At 42.5% G+C, this 13,661-nt stretch carries 15 protein-coding genes and 1 tRNA gene; 15 read left to right on the forward strand and 1 reads right to left on the reverse strand.

Annotated elements, in window-relative coordinates; genetic code table 11:
- Window position 1: 1 nt before the first annotated feature.
- Window positions 2–952, forward strand: coding sequence for a ribose-phosphate diphosphokinase (locus EHS13_RS01495; RefSeq protein ID WP_155698674.1), 951 nt, complete (start codon window positions 2–4; stop codon window positions 950–952).
- Here the strand turns inward: EHS13_RS01495 and EHS13_RS01500 are convergent.
- Window positions 949–1,149 (reverse strand): hypothetical protein, encoded by a 201-nt coding sequence (locus EHS13_RS01500; RefSeq protein WP_155698676.1) that lies wholly within the window; start codon window positions 1,147–1,149, stop codon window positions 949–951. The two genes, EHS13_RS01495 and EHS13_RS01500, sit on opposite strands and share 4 nt — an antisense overlap.
- A gap of 151 nt (window positions 1,150–1,300) precedes the next feature.
- Here EHS13_RS01500 and pth point away from each other — a divergent pair, with 151 nt between their 5' ends.
- From pth to EHS13_RS01570, 14 genes are all read left to right on the forward strand, one after another.
- Window positions 1,301–1,861 carry an aminoacyl-tRNA hydrolase gene (gene pth, locus EHS13_RS01505; protein WP_155698677.1) on the forward strand — a complete coding sequence of 187 codons (561 nt, stop codon included), beginning with the start codon at window positions 1,301–1,303 and terminating at the stop codon, window positions 1,859–1,861.
- A gap of 116 nt (window positions 1,862–1,977) precedes the next feature.
- The gene (locus tag EHS13_RS01510) at window positions 1,978–2,208 is read left to right on the forward strand and encodes an anti-sigma-F factor Fin family protein (protein WP_155698678.1); all 231 of its coding nucleotides are present in this window, start codon (window positions 1,978–1,980) and stop codon (window positions 2,206–2,208) included.
- Between the two features lie 78 nt (window positions 2,209–2,286).
- Window positions 2,287–5,808 carry a transcription-repair coupling factor gene (gene mfd / locus EHS13_RS01515; protein ID WP_155698679.1) on the forward strand — a complete coding sequence of 1,174 codons (3,522 nt, stop codon included), beginning with the start codon at window positions 2,287–2,289 and terminating at the stop codon, window positions 5,806–5,808.
- Window positions 5,795–6,916 (forward strand): peptidylprolyl isomerase, encoded by a 1,122-nt coding sequence (locus EHS13_RS01520; RefSeq protein ID WP_162462918.1) that lies wholly within the window; start codon window positions 5,795–5,797, stop codon window positions 6,914–6,916. The genes mfd and EHS13_RS01520 overlap by 14 nt, the downstream gene beginning before the upstream one ends.
- Window positions 6,917–7,088: 172 nt before the next feature.
- Complete coding sequence (gene spoVT, locus EHS13_RS01525) at window positions 7,089–7,631, forward strand: stage V sporulation protein T (protein WP_155698681.1); 543 nt, start codon at window positions 7,089–7,091, stop codon at window positions 7,629–7,631.
- A 107-nt stretch (window positions 7,632–7,738) separates the two neighbouring features.
- Window positions 7,739–9,388 (forward strand): putative polysaccharide biosynthesis protein, encoded by a 1,650-nt coding sequence (locus tag EHS13_RS01530; RefSeq protein ID WP_155698682.1) that lies wholly within the window; start codon window positions 7,739–7,741, stop codon window positions 9,386–9,388.
- A 63-nt stretch (window positions 9,389–9,451) separates the two neighbouring features.
- Entirely contained in the window at window positions 9,452–10,936 is a 1,485-nt protein-coding gene (locus EHS13_RS01535; protein WP_155698683.1) for a bifunctional methyltransferase/pyrophosphohydrolase YabN, read from the forward strand.
- 101 nt (window positions 10,937–11,037) lie between these two features.
- On the forward strand, window positions 11,038–11,313 hold the full coding sequence (locus EHS13_RS01540) for an HU family DNA-binding protein (protein WP_155698684.1): 276 nt from the start codon (window positions 11,038–11,040) through the stop codon (window positions 11,311–11,313).
- The gene (locus tag EHS13_RS01545) at window positions 11,313–11,576 is read left to right on the forward strand and encodes an RNA-binding S4 domain-containing protein (RefSeq protein WP_155698685.1); all 264 of its coding nucleotides are present in this window, start codon (window positions 11,313–11,315) and stop codon (window positions 11,574–11,576) included. The genes EHS13_RS01540 and EHS13_RS01545 overlap by 1 nt, the downstream gene beginning before the upstream one ends.
- Window positions 11,577–11,679: 103 nt before the next feature.
- Window positions 11,680–11,961 carry a sporulation protein YabP gene (yabP, locus tag EHS13_RS01550; protein ID WP_155698687.1) on the forward strand — a complete coding sequence of 94 codons (282 nt, stop codon included), beginning with the start codon at window positions 11,680–11,682 and terminating at the stop codon, window positions 11,959–11,961.
- Window positions 11,958–12,452 carry a spore cortex biosynthesis protein YabQ gene (yabQ, locus tag EHS13_RS37450; protein ID WP_155698688.1) on the forward strand — a complete coding sequence of 165 codons (495 nt, stop codon included), beginning with the start codon at window positions 11,958–11,960 and terminating at the stop codon, window positions 12,450–12,452. Before yabP ends, yabQ begins: the two co-directional genes overlap by 4 nt.
- Window positions 12,453–12,468: 16 nt before the next feature.
- Window positions 12,469–12,795, forward strand: a complete 327-nt coding sequence (locus EHS13_RS01560; RefSeq protein ID WP_155698690.1) for an FtsB family cell division protein — start codon at window positions 12,469–12,471, stop codon at window positions 12,793–12,795.
- A 101-nt stretch (window positions 12,796–12,896) separates the two neighbouring features.
- On the forward strand, window positions 12,897–13,454 hold the full coding sequence (locus EHS13_RS01565) for a S1 domain-containing RNA-binding protein (RefSeq protein ID WP_155698692.1): 558 nt from the start codon (window positions 12,897–12,899) through the stop codon (window positions 13,452–13,454).
- Window positions 13,455–13,492: 38 nt separating this feature from the next.
- Window positions 13,493–13,569: transfer RNA gene (locus tag EHS13_RS01570), tRNA-Met, on the forward strand.
- The last annotated feature ends 92 nt before the right edge of the window (window positions 13,570–13,661 follow it).

Consider the following 13,661-nt stretch of genomic DNA (forward strand, 5'->3'; position numbering starts at 1 on the left):
AATGGCTTACTTAGATACAAAGCTTAAGGTTTTTACGTGTAATTCAAATCCAGCGCTTGCCCAAGAAATTGTGGATTACATAGGGGTTGCTCTAGGTGATGCAGAAGTATTTCGCTTCAGCGATGGTGAAATTCAAATCCGACTTAATGAGAGTGTTCGTGGTTGTGATGTTTTCTTAATTCAATCAACCTGTTATCCGGTTAACGATCATTTGATGGAAGTGCTAGTTATGATTGATGCTTTGAAACGTGCTTCGGTTAAAAGCATTAATGTCGTTATGCCTTATTACGGTTATGGCCGTCAGGATCGCAAAGCAAGATCACGAGATCCTATTACAGCTAAGCTGGTTGCCAATTTAATTGAAACCGCTGGGGCGCACCGCGTCATTACCATGGATTTGCATGCCATGCAGATTCAAGGTTTTTTTGACATTCCGGTGGATCATCTGTTGGGAGTGCCTATTCTAGGCCAATATTATCGAGCCAAAAAGCTGCCTAATGTAGTAGTGGTTTCACCAGATCATGGTGGTGTGGTTCGTGCACGAAGGCTTGCGGATTACTTAAGTGCCCCGCTAGCGATTATTGATAAACGACGTCCAGAGCCTAATATGAGCGAAGTAATGAATATTATTGGCGAGATCGAGGGAAAGACGGCTATTCTAATTGATGATATGATTGATACAGCAGGCACGATGGTGTTAGCTGCTAATGCGTTGATGCAATATGGGGCAACTGCGGTTTATGCTTGCGGGACTCATGCTGTATTATCTGGACCCGCCATGCAGCGGATTGAAGATTCTCCTATTCAAGAATTAGTGGTGACTAATACGATTCCAATCACGCATCCAAATCCTTCAAGCAAGATTAAAATATTATCGATAGCGAATATTATGGGGGAAGCCATCATTCGAATTCACGAACAGCTATCCGTAAGCAAGTTATTCGAGGATTAATAACCAGGTCGTGAAACGAATGTAAATTGTTTGCGACAGTAATAGGTTTGATTGACCTTAACAAAATTATCTGAGTAAGCATCTATGTATCCGATATCCGTATGATTCTGGTCTTGGTATATTTGAATAGGTATGGCATGTTCAATGTGATCGTAGAACTGACTATCGCCGGAAATAGTTTGACCGAATGAATACATGTAAATACACCTCACAATAAATATTTGCTCTCCAAGAAAACGCTTTCTTTTGCTGTATATTTAGTAGGACACGTTTAAAATAACGAGAGTTGCATAAAAGTATTCCAAATTAAAAAAAAATTTTTTTTATGGGTAAGAAAAGGGTGGTTTTATGAAATGGTTTGTAGGTTTGGGAAATCCAGGGAGTGAATATGCATCAACTCGGCATAACATTGGATTTATGGCATTGGATTATTTTGCAGAGCAAGCAGGGATTTCATTTAAATCAAGTAAATGCAAGGGATTGGTTGGGGAGGGAAATGTCAAAGGGACTAAGGTCATGCTGCTTAAACCGATGACTTACATGAATCTCTCTGGAGAATCCGTGCGTGCATTTATGGATTTCTATAAAGCCGAGTTGAAGGATATGATCGTCATCTACGATGATTTGGATACGTTGTTTGGACAAGTTAGACTGCGTTATCAAGGAAGCGCAGGCGGCCATAATGGGATTAAATCTTTAATCCAGCATACGGGGACCCAAACATTTAATCGGATTCGCATGGGTGTTTCAAGACCGAAACCAGGTTATGACATCGCAGACTATGTATTATCCGGTTTTCTAAAAGATGAAGTTAAACAGCTCAAGCCATTCGTTGAGCTAAGCGCAGAGGCTATGCATTTCAGCTTGGAGCATCCATTTGAACAAACTATGGCTAAATTTAATGGCTAAAGTGGTTTTTAGCGTTTTCCTCGCTTATTTTATTCATAAGCGGGCATACTAATACAACGAACAGGCAATTGCTGTTAAAGTAAATTTGGTATATGAAAACGCAGGGAGGCATACTAATGTCAGTAAAATATATTTGCCGATATTGCCAGACTTCAATCGGTGAAATTGTGAGCAATCAAGTAAGTGAATACCAATTAGGCTTTCATTTCTTGACCCCAAAAGAACGCAGCGATATAATATCGTATAACCTAAATGGCGACGTGACAGTCAAAGTGGTTTGCAATTACTGCGGAGAGGCTTTAGAAGCTAACCCGGAGCTAATGTTAATTGGTAGCCCATTGCAATAACAAGTTGTAAATGCATAATATATGGCCTTGGCAGCTAAGCCTTGGCTTCTTTTTCGATGGATGGAAGGGGTGGACTACTTGAAGCAATTAATTAAAGCTTTTTCAGAGGATATGGATTTTCAAACGATCGTTTCAGGGTTCAAATCGGGTATGCGGGAGCAGCTCGTTTCAGGGTTGTCCGGTTCATCACGACAAGTCATGATAAGTGCAATGAAAGAGCAGCTTAACCAGCCTATCGTGATTCTCACACATAATATGTTCTCTGCCCAGAAGATTGCCGAAGATCTAATTGAATGTCTTTCTGCGGAAGAAGTTCTGTTATACCCTGCACAAGAATTGATGTTAACAGAAGCGGCTATTGCTAGCCCAGAGCTTCTAGCTCAACGAATCGACGCATTAAGTAGATTGGCGAGCGGCTTTCGTGGTATTTTTATTACCCCTTTTGCCGGATTGAGGAAGCTGCTTCCTCTAAGTGAGATTTACACAGAAGCACAAATCCATATTTCCGTTGGGGAAACTTTGCAGGTTGAAGATTTCTTATTGAAAATGACGGAAATCGGCTATGAACGAGTTGAAAGAGTTGAAGCCAAAGGTGAAATGAGTGTGCGTGGAGGCATTATTGACGTATTTCCGCTGACTGCAGAGACTCCATATCGAATAGAGCTTTTTGATGTAGAGGTTGACTCTATACGCAGCTTTGATGTTGTGGATCAGCGCTCGATCGAGAAGTTAACTAATCTAACCATTCTTCCCTGCAAAGAAATAATAGCCGATCAAAGAAGGTATAAGAACGCGGCACAGCATGCATCGGAGCTATTGCAGCAGCAATTAGAGAAAATGACCGATAAACAAGCGAAGACTAAGCTAAAAGAAGAAATTGGCCATGAAATAGCGCAGCTGGAACAGCATCACCACTTTCCCAGCATTTATAAATACATTTCTTTGTTGTACCCGGAACGGCAAACCTTGCTAGATTATGTAGCTAAAGATAGCTTGCTCTTGATTGATGAACCAGCGCGTTTACTGGAAACCTCGAAGCAGATGGAGCGGGATGAAGCTGAATTAATAACCAACCTATTGCAAGAGGGTAAATGCTTGCCTTCTTTTGTGATGGCTAAAACTTACGATACCCTATTGCATCGCAAGCCATTTCCGACACTCTATCTCTCGCTTTTCTTGCGTCAGGTACCGCAAACTCAGCCGCAGAATATCGTAAACTTTATGTGCCGCTCGATGCAGAATTTCCATGGGCAGATGAATTTACTCAAAGCGGAAATGGACCGTTGGAAGAAAACAGGCTGTACCGTATTGCTGCTCACTAACGGTGATGAGCGGATGGAGCGGATTAAGCGTATTCTGCAGGATTATCAAATTGATGAGCCTATTCTGTTAAATGGCAATTTGCAAAGCGGGTTTGAGCTGCCTTCTATTCGGCTTGTTGTTGTAACCGAAGGGGAATTATTTACTCAAAAGCAACGCAAGGTTCGGAAGATGGATAAAAAAATTGAAAATGCAGAGCGGATTAAGAATTATCAAGAATTGAAGGTCGGCGATCATGTTGTTCATGTCAATCATGGGATTGGTAAGTACATAGGCATTGGCACCTTAGAAATCAACGGGATGCACAAGGATTACTTGCATATTCTTTATGCGGGTGGCGATAAGCTGTCTGTACCTATTGACCAGTTTGATTTGATTCAAAAATATGTGGGATCGGAAGAGAAAGAGCCTAAGGTTTATAAATTAGGCGGATCCGACTGGGCACGGGTTAAGAGTAAGGTTCGTTCAACAGTCAAGGATATTGCTGATGAATTGATTCAGCTCTACGCGGAACGCCAAGCAACAACCGGTTATGGATTTAATCCGGATACCCCTTATCAAAGTGAGTTTGAAGACTTGTTTCCATACGATGAAACAAGAGACCAATTGCGCGCCATTGACGAGATCAAGAAAGATATGGAAAAACCACGTCCGATGGATCGTTTATTATGCGGCGATGTGGGTTATGGGAAAACGGAAGTCGCCATACGTGCAGCTTTTAAAGCTTCTATTGATGGCAAACAAGTCGCTGTGCTTGTACCTACTACGATTCTGGCTCAACAGCACTATGCAACATTTCGCGAGCGATTCTCCGGTTATCCAATCCAAATCCAAGTGCTCAGCCGTTTTCGCTCCAAAAAAGAGCAAACCGAGACGATCAAAGGGATTAAAAAAGGGACAGTCGATGTCGTCATCGGCACACATCGGTTGCTTTCCAGTGATATTCAATTTAAAGAATTGGGTTTGCTGATCGTAGATGAAGAACAGCGTTTTGGCGTCTCCCATAAAGAAAAACTTAAACGGTTGAAGATGGATGTGGATGTTCTCACTCTAACAGCTACACCGATCCCGAGAACTCTGCATATGTCTATGTTAGGTGTTAGGGATCTGTCCGTGATTGAAACGCCTCCGGAGAATCGTTTTCCGGTGCAAACCTATGTCGTCGAGCACAGCTTTGCTTTGGCCAGAGAAGCGATTGAGCGAGAGCTGGCTCGCGAAGGGCAAGTCTACTATTTATTCAATCGTGTCCAAGGCATACATCAGATTGCAGAGCAGCTTTCCATGCTTGTTCCCGATGCCAGAGTAGCTGTAGCCCACGGTCAAATGCCTGAACAAGAGCTAGAGCGCACGATTCTCGACTTTCTGGAAGGCGAATATGATGTCTTGGTTAGTACGAGTATTATTGAAACAGGCGTGGATATACCCAATGTAAATACGCTGATTGTTCATGATGCAGATAAGATGGGGCTGTCCCAACTCTATCAGCTGCGTGGACGTGTCGGTCGGTCCAATAGAATTGCTTATGCCTATTTTACTTACCAACGGGATAAAATATTAAATGAAGTTGCGGAGAAGCGGCTGCAGGCGATCAAAGAGTTTACTGAGCTGGGTTCCGGGTTCAAAATTGCTATGCGAGATTTATCTATTCGCGGAGCAGGTAATTTATTGGGAGCGGAGCAGCATGGGTTTATTGCTTCTGTTGGCTTTGATCTTTATTCGCAAATGCTCGCACAAGAAATCGCCACGCGTAAAGCGGAAATGGGCGGTGAAGCCAAGGTAGAAGCCAAACCATGGAGTACATTGCTAGAGCTGCAAATTGATGCCTATTTACCTTCGGACTACATTTATGATAGTATGCAGAAGATTGAGATTTATAAAAAAGTAGTTAATTTAACAACTATAGAAGAAGTGGCGGACCTGCATGAGGAATTGGTTGATCGATTCGGAGATTTGCCTGCAGCGGTTGATAACTTGCTGGCGGTTGCAAGAATTAAAGTTTACGGATCCTTGTATGCCATTGAATCGATAAGTCAAAAAGGGGATGATTACCAGATTAAAATCCATACAGAGCAAAGTGGGAATATCGATGGGAAAAAACTGGTAGCGCTATCTACTCAATTTGAGGGCAGATTAAAGGTCATTCCAGGTCCACATATCCTTATAGAATTACGCTGCAAGAATCTAGCTGCAGATCAAGCTGTCCAATTATTGGAGAGATTCCTGCACGGCTATCAAGATGTACTTAAAACAAAAGGAGAGTTGCAAAATGTTGCCAAATAATAAAAAAAGACAAGCTAGCTGGTCGATATTGCTTATTCTGGTTATGATCGTTACGATGTTAAGCGCTTGCGGAAAAGAGAAGGACGATGTGGTTGCGTCCGCTGAACCAGGAGCATCAATAGCACCGGGAGCATCTGCAGGGCCTGCTGCAACCCCAGGTCATAAAGATAAAGATATTGCTGCCGTTTACAAAGGTGGACAAGTTACCTATGGAGACCTGAACAAGTTTATTGCGGTTTCTGTGTTTTCAGATCCACAGGTTGCCCAATACAAAGACATCCCTGAATACCAAGAGGAAACATTAAAACGAATCATTACTTTTAGACTTATATCAGCCACTGCGTCAGAAAAGGCCAAAACCGAAGGAAGCAAAGCGGTAAAAGATCAAATGGCTACACTTAAAGCTTTGACTGGTGACCAAAAGACACAATTTGAAACAGCTCTAAAAGAGGCAAACTTAAAATCCGAGGATTTGGAAGCGTTTATTACTTTACAAGCCGTTCCTCAATTTGAAATGGTTAGTCGGGTAACAGATAAGGAAGCTCAAGACTTTTATGATAAAGTGCTTAAAGAAAACCCGACCAGCTTAATTACGGCAACATTAAATCACATTCTTATTGCAACCAAGGATCCCGCAGATCAAACTGGGGTTAAAGAGCTTCGTACCAAAGATGAGGCTTTAAAATTAGCAACAGATGTTAAAGATCAGCTAACCAAAGGCGGCGATTTTGCTACCCTTGCCAAAAAATATACAGATGATGCAGGCTCTAAAGAATCAGGCGGGCAATATGTGGATGCAGAAATCAGTAAATTTGTCGCTGAATTTAGGGATGCCGCAGCAACTCTTCCTTTAAACACCATAAGTGATCCCATTGCTACTGAATTCGGTTATCACATTATGAAGGTAGAGTCCAGAAAAACTAAAACATTAGCAGAAATCAAAGAACCGATTAAGCAAAGCTTAGCATCGGACTTGCTGCAAAAGTTTATGTTAGAAGAATTACCAAAAAATGAATACAAATCTAATATTCCAACACCAGTACCAACGCCTGTAGCTACACCGGCACCGTCAACAGAAGCTTCACCTTCAGCAACGCCAGTTAAATAAAAAATAATATTCGCGAGAACAGGGCACCTTTAAAAAGGGTCCTGTTTTTTGTTATATAAATGGCTAAGGAACCGCTTATTGTGATAATTATTAGATGAATATGGATGAAGCTGAAACAAACAGATCATACTAGGAGTAGTACATTTCCAATGAAAGTGAGGCATCAAGAGAAATGAAAGCAACAGGTATTGTTCGAAGAATAGATGATTTAGGCAGAGTAGTAATTCCTAAGGAAATAAGACGCACATTGAGAATTCGCGAAGGGGATCCTTTGGAGATTTTTGTAGATCGGGATGGTGAGGTCATACTCAAGAAGTATTCCCCCATCGGTGAATTAGGGGACTTTGCTAAGGAATACGCAGAATCCATCTCTGAAGGCACGGGGCATATCACCATGATTTCGGATCGCGATAACATTATTGCGGTTTCTGGAGCTTCCAAAAAGGACTATATGGACAAGCAAATAGGCATGCTTGTAGAAGGGTGTATGGAAGGTCGTAAAGCCGCAATGGAAGCGACACCTGGGCAATATGAGATCATTAAAGATTTATCGGAAACCTACAGTTCTATTACCGTTGCACCTATAATCGCTGGCGGAGATCCCATTGGGTCCGTAATTCTCATTAGTAAAGAGGAAGGCATGAAAATGGGGAACATGGAAGTGAAGATGGCTGAAACGGCTGCGGGCTTTTTAGCTAAACAAATGGAGCAGTAAATTTAAGCAGGATCAAATAGGCTTCCAGCTTGAGGGTAAACTTACCTTCTCGCCAGGAAGCTTTTTTAATTGTGTGTAAGTAAGCTATAATAGGGGCAACGTGGGAAATGAAAGGAAATACAATGAACGACCAATCCAACCAAAGTGCTGTAGGCATTAGCCTCCTGAAAGGGGCCGCTATTCTCGGGATAGCTGCAATTGTCTCGAAATTATTAGGCACAATGCAAAAAATCCCGCTGCAGAATATTGCAGGAGATGAGGTATTTGGCATATACAATGCGGTTTATCCTCTCTACATACTTATTTTAACTTTGGCTACAGCAGGATTGCCAATTGCTATTTCCAAGTTTGTTGCAGAACGTACAGTTCTAGGTCAACTCAGTGAAGCTAAACGTGTTCTGCGATTGGCCACTTGGGTCCTATTTGTATTGGGAATTCTGTTTTTTGGCTTACTATATTATGGAGCCGATTGGTTTGCGTGGTTGATAGGTATTGAATCTTCTGCGGCTGCAATCAAAAGTATTTCATTTGCATTATTGCTTGTACCCTTTATCGCGGGCCTGCGAGGCTATTTTCAGGGCTTGCAGAATATGGTGCCAACAGCAATTTCTCAAATGATTGAACAGCTATTCCGAGTTATCATGATGGTTGGTTTGCTCTTATATTTTACAAGATTGGGTTATGATAAAGGGACAATTGCAGCAGGAGCGACCTTCGGGTCTGTAGCTGGCGCTATCGCAGGTGGGCTAGTCATGATTTATTATTGGAGGCGTGAGGGAAAAATTAGCTTAATCCTGGATGTGATTCCTCCGATCAGAGAGAGTGCTGCGTCAATCATTCGACAATTTCTGCGATATGCGTTGCCTATTTGTTTAGGTTCGATCGTACTACCCATTCTAACCTTAGTGGACACCTTTACTATGCCGCGTCTGTTGAAATCAGATGGGCTTTCAGAAAGTGGTGCCATGCATCTCTTCGGTATATATAATCACGGATTACCCCTTGTCCAGCTCATTGCGATGATTGCAACCTCCATGTCTGTTGCGCTGGTTCCCTCGATAGCAGAAGCCAAACTCCGAAGACAGGATCTAGCAATTCGTACTCGTACGGAACAGGCCTTACGAATGACATGGCTGATCGGCTTGGCAGCATCCTTTGGGTTAGCAACAGCAGCATTGCCGATTAATGTGATGCTTTACAAGTCAGCGGAAGGCTGGCAAGTGATATCGATTATTGCCTTTACAGCAGTGCTTAGCTCCATCAACGTTGTATCTGGCAGTATACTGCAAGGGCTAGGAGCAGTTATGGCACCTGTGAGAAATTTATTAATCGCGGCAGTCCTTAAGGTGATTCTAAATCTAGTTCTCGTGCCCATATACGGTATCCGGGGAGCCGCAATTGCCGCTGTGATTGCTTTTGGAGCTGCATGCTTCTTGAATCTATGGGATTTACGCAAGAGTACGCAAACGGGGCTAGCACTTGTGCAGCTAAAGCGTCCGCTAATTGCTATTGGCGTCATGTGTGCGGTATTGTGGGGTTCCATAGAAGGTTTGGAATGGCTCTTTACACACATTTTCGTAGATTTATCTTACCGGATCATGGAGACGCTAGTGGGGCTGGTTGCAATTGTTTTAGCAGCCATTACTTACTTTGTAATGTTACTGCGATTAAAGGCAATTACCAAGATGGACCTTCTGCTAATCCCAGGCTTTGAATCGAAGGTGCTTCCGTTTATTCAAAGGCTTCGCTTGCTCTAACCTTAGAGCATCGCGAACACTGTGTTCATATATGTTAATTTAAATAAAAAGGAGCTATTACTTATGTCTTTGAAGATTACAGTTGTCGGTCTCGGTTCAGGCAGTGAAGACCAGCTTACCTTAGGGATTTGGCGCAAACTGCAGATAAGCTCGCACATTTATGTTAGAACGGCTGAACATCCTGCTATTCGGCTGCTGCAAGAGAATAATCTCCCATTCCAATCATTTGATCACATTTACGAGCAAAATAATGCTTTCTCAGATGTCTATGAGACCATCACAGATAAGTTAATTGCAGCCGTGCATGAGCATAAGCAGGAAATAATATACGCGGTACCGGGTCACCCAATGGTTGCCGAACAGACCTCGCAATTACTTAAACAGAAGTGTCCAGATGAAGGCATTGAGCTTCAATTCCTCGGGGGTGAAAGCTTCCTGGACCAAGCCTTTTTACGCTTTGGTTTTGATCCTATTGAAGGGTTTCAATTATTGGATGGCTCTCAGCCCTTGGATAATCCTTTTAACCCGCGTATCCATACGATAGTCGCCCAAGTTTATGATACTTTTACCGCGTCAGATGTTAAGCTGGGCTTAATGGCTTGGTATCCGGATGATTTTCCAGTGGTCGTGGGACATGCTTTGGGGGTCGCAGGTGAAGAAAGTATTCAAACGATCCCTTTATACGAGCTAGATCGTGTGCAGGGCTACGGTAATTTGTCTCTGGTTTGGATTCCGCGCAGTGTAGAAGAAAGCTTGCAGAATCGCTCCTTTGGCCGCTTGCAGGAAATAGTTAGCATTTTACGGAGCCCAGAGGGCTGTCCTTGGGACCGCGAGCAAACTCATGCCAGCTTACGCAAGAACTTGATTGAAGAAGCGTGTGAGGTGCTCGAGACGATTGATGACGATGATCCTGATGCTATGTGTGAAGAACTAGGCGATTTGCTGCTGCAGGTCATGCTTCATGCACAGCTGGAAGATGAAACAGGAGCTTTTAACGTCTATGACGTAGTTCAAGGCCTTAATGAGAAGTTGATTCGCCGTCATCCTCATGTTTTTGGCACACGATCTGCAGGCAATTCGGAAGAAGCTTTGGTTCATTGGCAGCAAATCAAACAAGAGGAAAAGCGCCAGAAAGGGATCGACTTGGAGCATGTTTCGATTCTGTCCGGGATTCCTCGGGATTTCTCGGGGCTGCTAAAAGCATGGAAGCTGCAAAAGAAAGCCGCTCAGGTTGGTTTTGATTTCACAAATATAGATGACGTGATTGCCAAGATCGATGAAGAACTAGCTGAATTAAAGGCGGAAATTGCCAAATCTAGTGAAGTGGACGCTCAGAAAGCGGAGCTAGGCGATCTATTATTCTCTATAGTAAATCTAGCACGATTTCTCAAATTGGATCCTGAAGAGGCAGTTGCTTTAACGAATAATAAATTTATACGCAGATTTTGTTATATCGAGGAGCAATTACGTTTAAAAAACGTAACTTTCGACCAAACTGATTTAATAGAAATGGAACAATATTGGCAGGAAACGAAAAGTTTTTTTTGAAAAAGCTAGGCGCTTAGCAGGATTTCCTTGTAAAATAAAGAATACATAAGGGATGTCCACTGTATCAATAGGAATTTAAATTATCTAGGAGGTATTTTTCAATGGTAAACAAAACGGATTTGGTTAACAACATTGCAAAAAAAAGCGGCTTGTCGAAGAAAGATGTCGAAGCTGTGCTTAACGGATTTTTAGGTGAAGTTACAGATGCATTATCAACTGGCGATAAAGTACAACTAATTGGCTTCGGCACTTTTGAAACTCGCAAACGTTCAGGACGCACAGGACGCAACCCACAAACAGGTAAAGAAATCACAATCGCTGAATCAACCGTTCCTGCATTCAAAGCAGGCGCTAAGCTTAAAGAAGCTGTAAAATAATGCGTTTAGACAAGTTTTTAAAGGTTTCTCGTTTGATCAAGAGACGCACGGTGGCTAAGGATGTTTCAGACCAAGGCAGAGTGTGGATTAACGAGAGAGAAGCCAAAGCAAGCAGTACGGTTAAAGTCGGAGATCAGCTTAAAGTACGTTTTGGCCAGAAAAGCATTACTGTTCTTGTAGAGCGTATTGTGGAAACGACCAAGAAGGACGAAGCTGCTTTGATGTATACGGTCTTGCTGGAAGAATCTCATAAAACCGAATAAGGTTTGTGGAGGAAGCTGACTGAAGTAGATTATTCTACTTAGGTCAGCTTTTTTGTTCTAAAATTGGACATCCCCCCATAAAGTTTATCAAGAGGTGAGTGAAATGTTGGATCCAGTTAAAGTCAAGAGACAGGAAATTAAAATGCTCAATCGTAAGCTGTTGGAGATATCTGGGGTAACCAAGGTAGAAAGCTTCAATAGCGTGCAATTTTTATTGGAGACGGAATGTGGAACCCTGAAAATCAAAGGCCAGAATTTACATATTAAAAATTTAAGCCTGGAGCAGGGCCTGGTGGCTATTGAGGGGACTATTGATGAATTAGCTTACCAGCTAACCAATGCTCAAAGTGGCTCCAAAGGTTTGCTAGGCAAGTTGTTTAAATGAATCTAAACCACCAGTTTTTAACTATGGCTCTGATGATAGGCTGCGGTCTGGGATTAGGTGTGTTTTTTGATATTTATCGCGTACTAACGGATAAACTTAAACTAAGTCGTTGGATAATCTCCATCTTGGATATCATGTATGGGCTAATTGCTGCTGTGGCTGTATTTCGAGTGCTTTATTACAGTAATTATGGACAACTTAGATTTTTTATATTTGTTGCATTGATCCTGGGTATTTATTTATATTATAAGTGGTTTAGCAAATTGGTTATTCAATTCGTTTTTAACCTAATTAAGGGGTTAGAATGGCTATGGAACCTGCTCATAGTTAGACCCGTGCAATTATTTTATAGCATCTTAACGATATTTTTTGGTTTTTTCAAGGTGTTGACTATTTTCTTTTATAAACTTATGCTACAATTGTCATACCCTTTGCAGTTTTTAACGCGTAGGTTAATCAGAATCATCCAAAGATTATTTCATTTGTCGTAGGAGGCTGCACACAATCATGTCTCGAGACCAGACACTTAATAGACCACTGTCATCGGATTCAGGCATGCGCCGCCGTATTCGTATGCTGATTTTTATCATAGTGTGCTTGCTCATATGGGCAGGAATTACAGTATGGGACCAATCGGGTAAACTTAACGATAAGACAGGTAAAATGAATGCGCTGCTGGTGCAGAAAACGGCTGTGGAGCAAACGAAAGCGACGATGATTAAGGAAGTTGCACGTTTAAACGATCCCGAATATAGAGAGGAGATTATGCGTACGCAACTTAATCTCGGCAAATCGGGGGAAACGACGTTCGAACTTCCCAAGACGAACCCTTAAAATGAAATGTTGCATATAAGCACGATTGACCTTGTTTTATGCTTCAGCTATATTTGCAGTACCCATCTTTTTTAATAATTAAGGGAGGAACATTTTACTTTATGGCAATAGAAGTCGGCAGTAAGTTAGAAGGAAAAGTGACCGGTATTACTCATTTTGGAGCTTTTGTAGAGCTTCCTGAGGGCGGCACAGGATTGGTTCATATTTCGGAGATTGCAGATAATTATGTAAAAGACGTAAATGATCATCTGAAACTTGAGGATAAAGTTTTAGTTAAAGTGATCAATGTGGATAAAGATGGCAAGATTGGGTTATCCATTAAGCAAACCGTTGATAAACCTCCGGCACCAGAGCGTCCTGCACGCCCTGAGCGTCCTGCTGGATTCCGTCCAAGCAGCAGTGGAGAAGGTAGAAGAGAAGGCAGCAGCGATCGTCCCAGTTCTGGCGGCGGTGGTGGTGGCGGTGGATTCAATCGTGGCGGCGGTGGAGGTGGCGGCGATCGTGGTGGTCGTGGCGGCTTTAATAAAGGTGCTCCAGCTGGCAAGCCGACATTTGAGGATAAAGTTTCTCGTTTCTTGAAAGACAGCGAAGAACGCATCTCATCCCTGAAGAAGAATACGGAAGGCAAACGCGGTGGTAGAGGCGCAAGACGCGACTAGCAGCACGTTTGGCTATGAAATAAACCATGTCATTATAAGGCGGCGTAGCTCAGCTGGCTAGAGCGTTCGGTTCATACCCGAAAGGTCGGGGGTTCGAGCCCCTCTGCCGCTACCAATATAACGTTATGATATATTTAGACCAAGTCTCCGTTTACGGAGGCTTTTTTTTTGTCGAAAGTTTCTTTAAGCCACCAACCGTAAAGCGAC

The sequence above is a fragment of the Paenibacillus psychroresistens genome (genome assembly GCF_009728935.1).
Lineage (GTDB): Bacteria > Bacillota > Bacilli > Paenibacillales > NBRC-103111 > Paenibacillus_AC > Paenibacillus_AC psychroresistens.

What these genes read in the sequence shown, in the direction of transcription:
- EHS13_RS01495 (WP_155698674.1), top strand. Translation starts at nt 2, where the DNA reads ATGGCTTACTTAGATACAAAGCTTAAGGTTTTTACGTGTAATTCAAAT.
- EHS13_RS01500 (WP_155698676.1), bottom strand. Translation starts at nt 1,149, where the DNA reads ATGTATTCATTCGGTCAAACTATTTCCGGCGATAGTCAGTTCTACGAT.
- pth (WP_155698677.1), top strand. Translation starts at nt 1,301, where the DNA reads ATGAAATGGTTTGTAGGTTTGGGAAATCCAGGGAGTGAATATGCATCA.
- EHS13_RS01510 (WP_155698678.1), top strand. Translation starts at nt 1,978, where the DNA reads ATGTCAGTAAAATATATTTGCCGATATTGCCAGACTTCAATCGGTGAA.
- EHS13_RS01520 (WP_162462918.1), top strand. Translation starts at nt 5,795, where the DNA reads ATGTTGCCAAATAATAAAAAAAGACAAGCTAGCTGGTCGATATTGCTT.
- spoVT (WP_155698681.1), top strand. Translation starts at nt 7,089, where the DNA reads ATGAAAGCAACAGGTATTGTTCGAAGAATAGATGATTTAGGCAGAGTA.
- EHS13_RS01530 (WP_155698682.1), top strand. Translation starts at nt 7,739, where the DNA reads ATGAAAGGAAATACAATGAACGACCAATCCAACCAAAGTGCTGTAGGC.
- EHS13_RS01535 (WP_155698683.1), top strand. Translation starts at nt 9,452, where the DNA reads ATGTCTTTGAAGATTACAGTTGTCGGTCTCGGTTCAGGCAGTGAAGAC.
- EHS13_RS01540 (WP_155698684.1), top strand. Translation starts at nt 11,038, where the DNA reads ATGGTAAACAAAACGGATTTGGTTAACAACATTGCAAAAAAAAGCGGC.
- EHS13_RS01545 (WP_155698685.1), top strand. Translation starts at nt 11,313, where the DNA reads ATGCGTTTAGACAAGTTTTTAAAGGTTTCTCGTTTGATCAAGAGACGC.
- yabP (WP_155698687.1), top strand. Translation starts at nt 11,680, where the DNA reads ATGTTGGATCCAGTTAAAGTCAAGAGACAGGAAATTAAAATGCTCAAT.
- yabQ (WP_155698688.1), top strand. Translation starts at nt 11,958, where the DNA reads ATGAATCTAAACCACCAGTTTTTAACTATGGCTCTGATGATAGGCTGC.
- EHS13_RS01560 (WP_155698690.1), top strand. Translation starts at nt 12,469, where the DNA reads ATGTCTCGAGACCAGACACTTAATAGACCACTGTCATCGGATTCAGGC.
- EHS13_RS01565 (WP_155698692.1), top strand. Translation starts at nt 12,897, where the DNA reads ATGGCAATAGAAGTCGGCAGTAAGTTAGAAGGAAAAGTGACCGGTATT.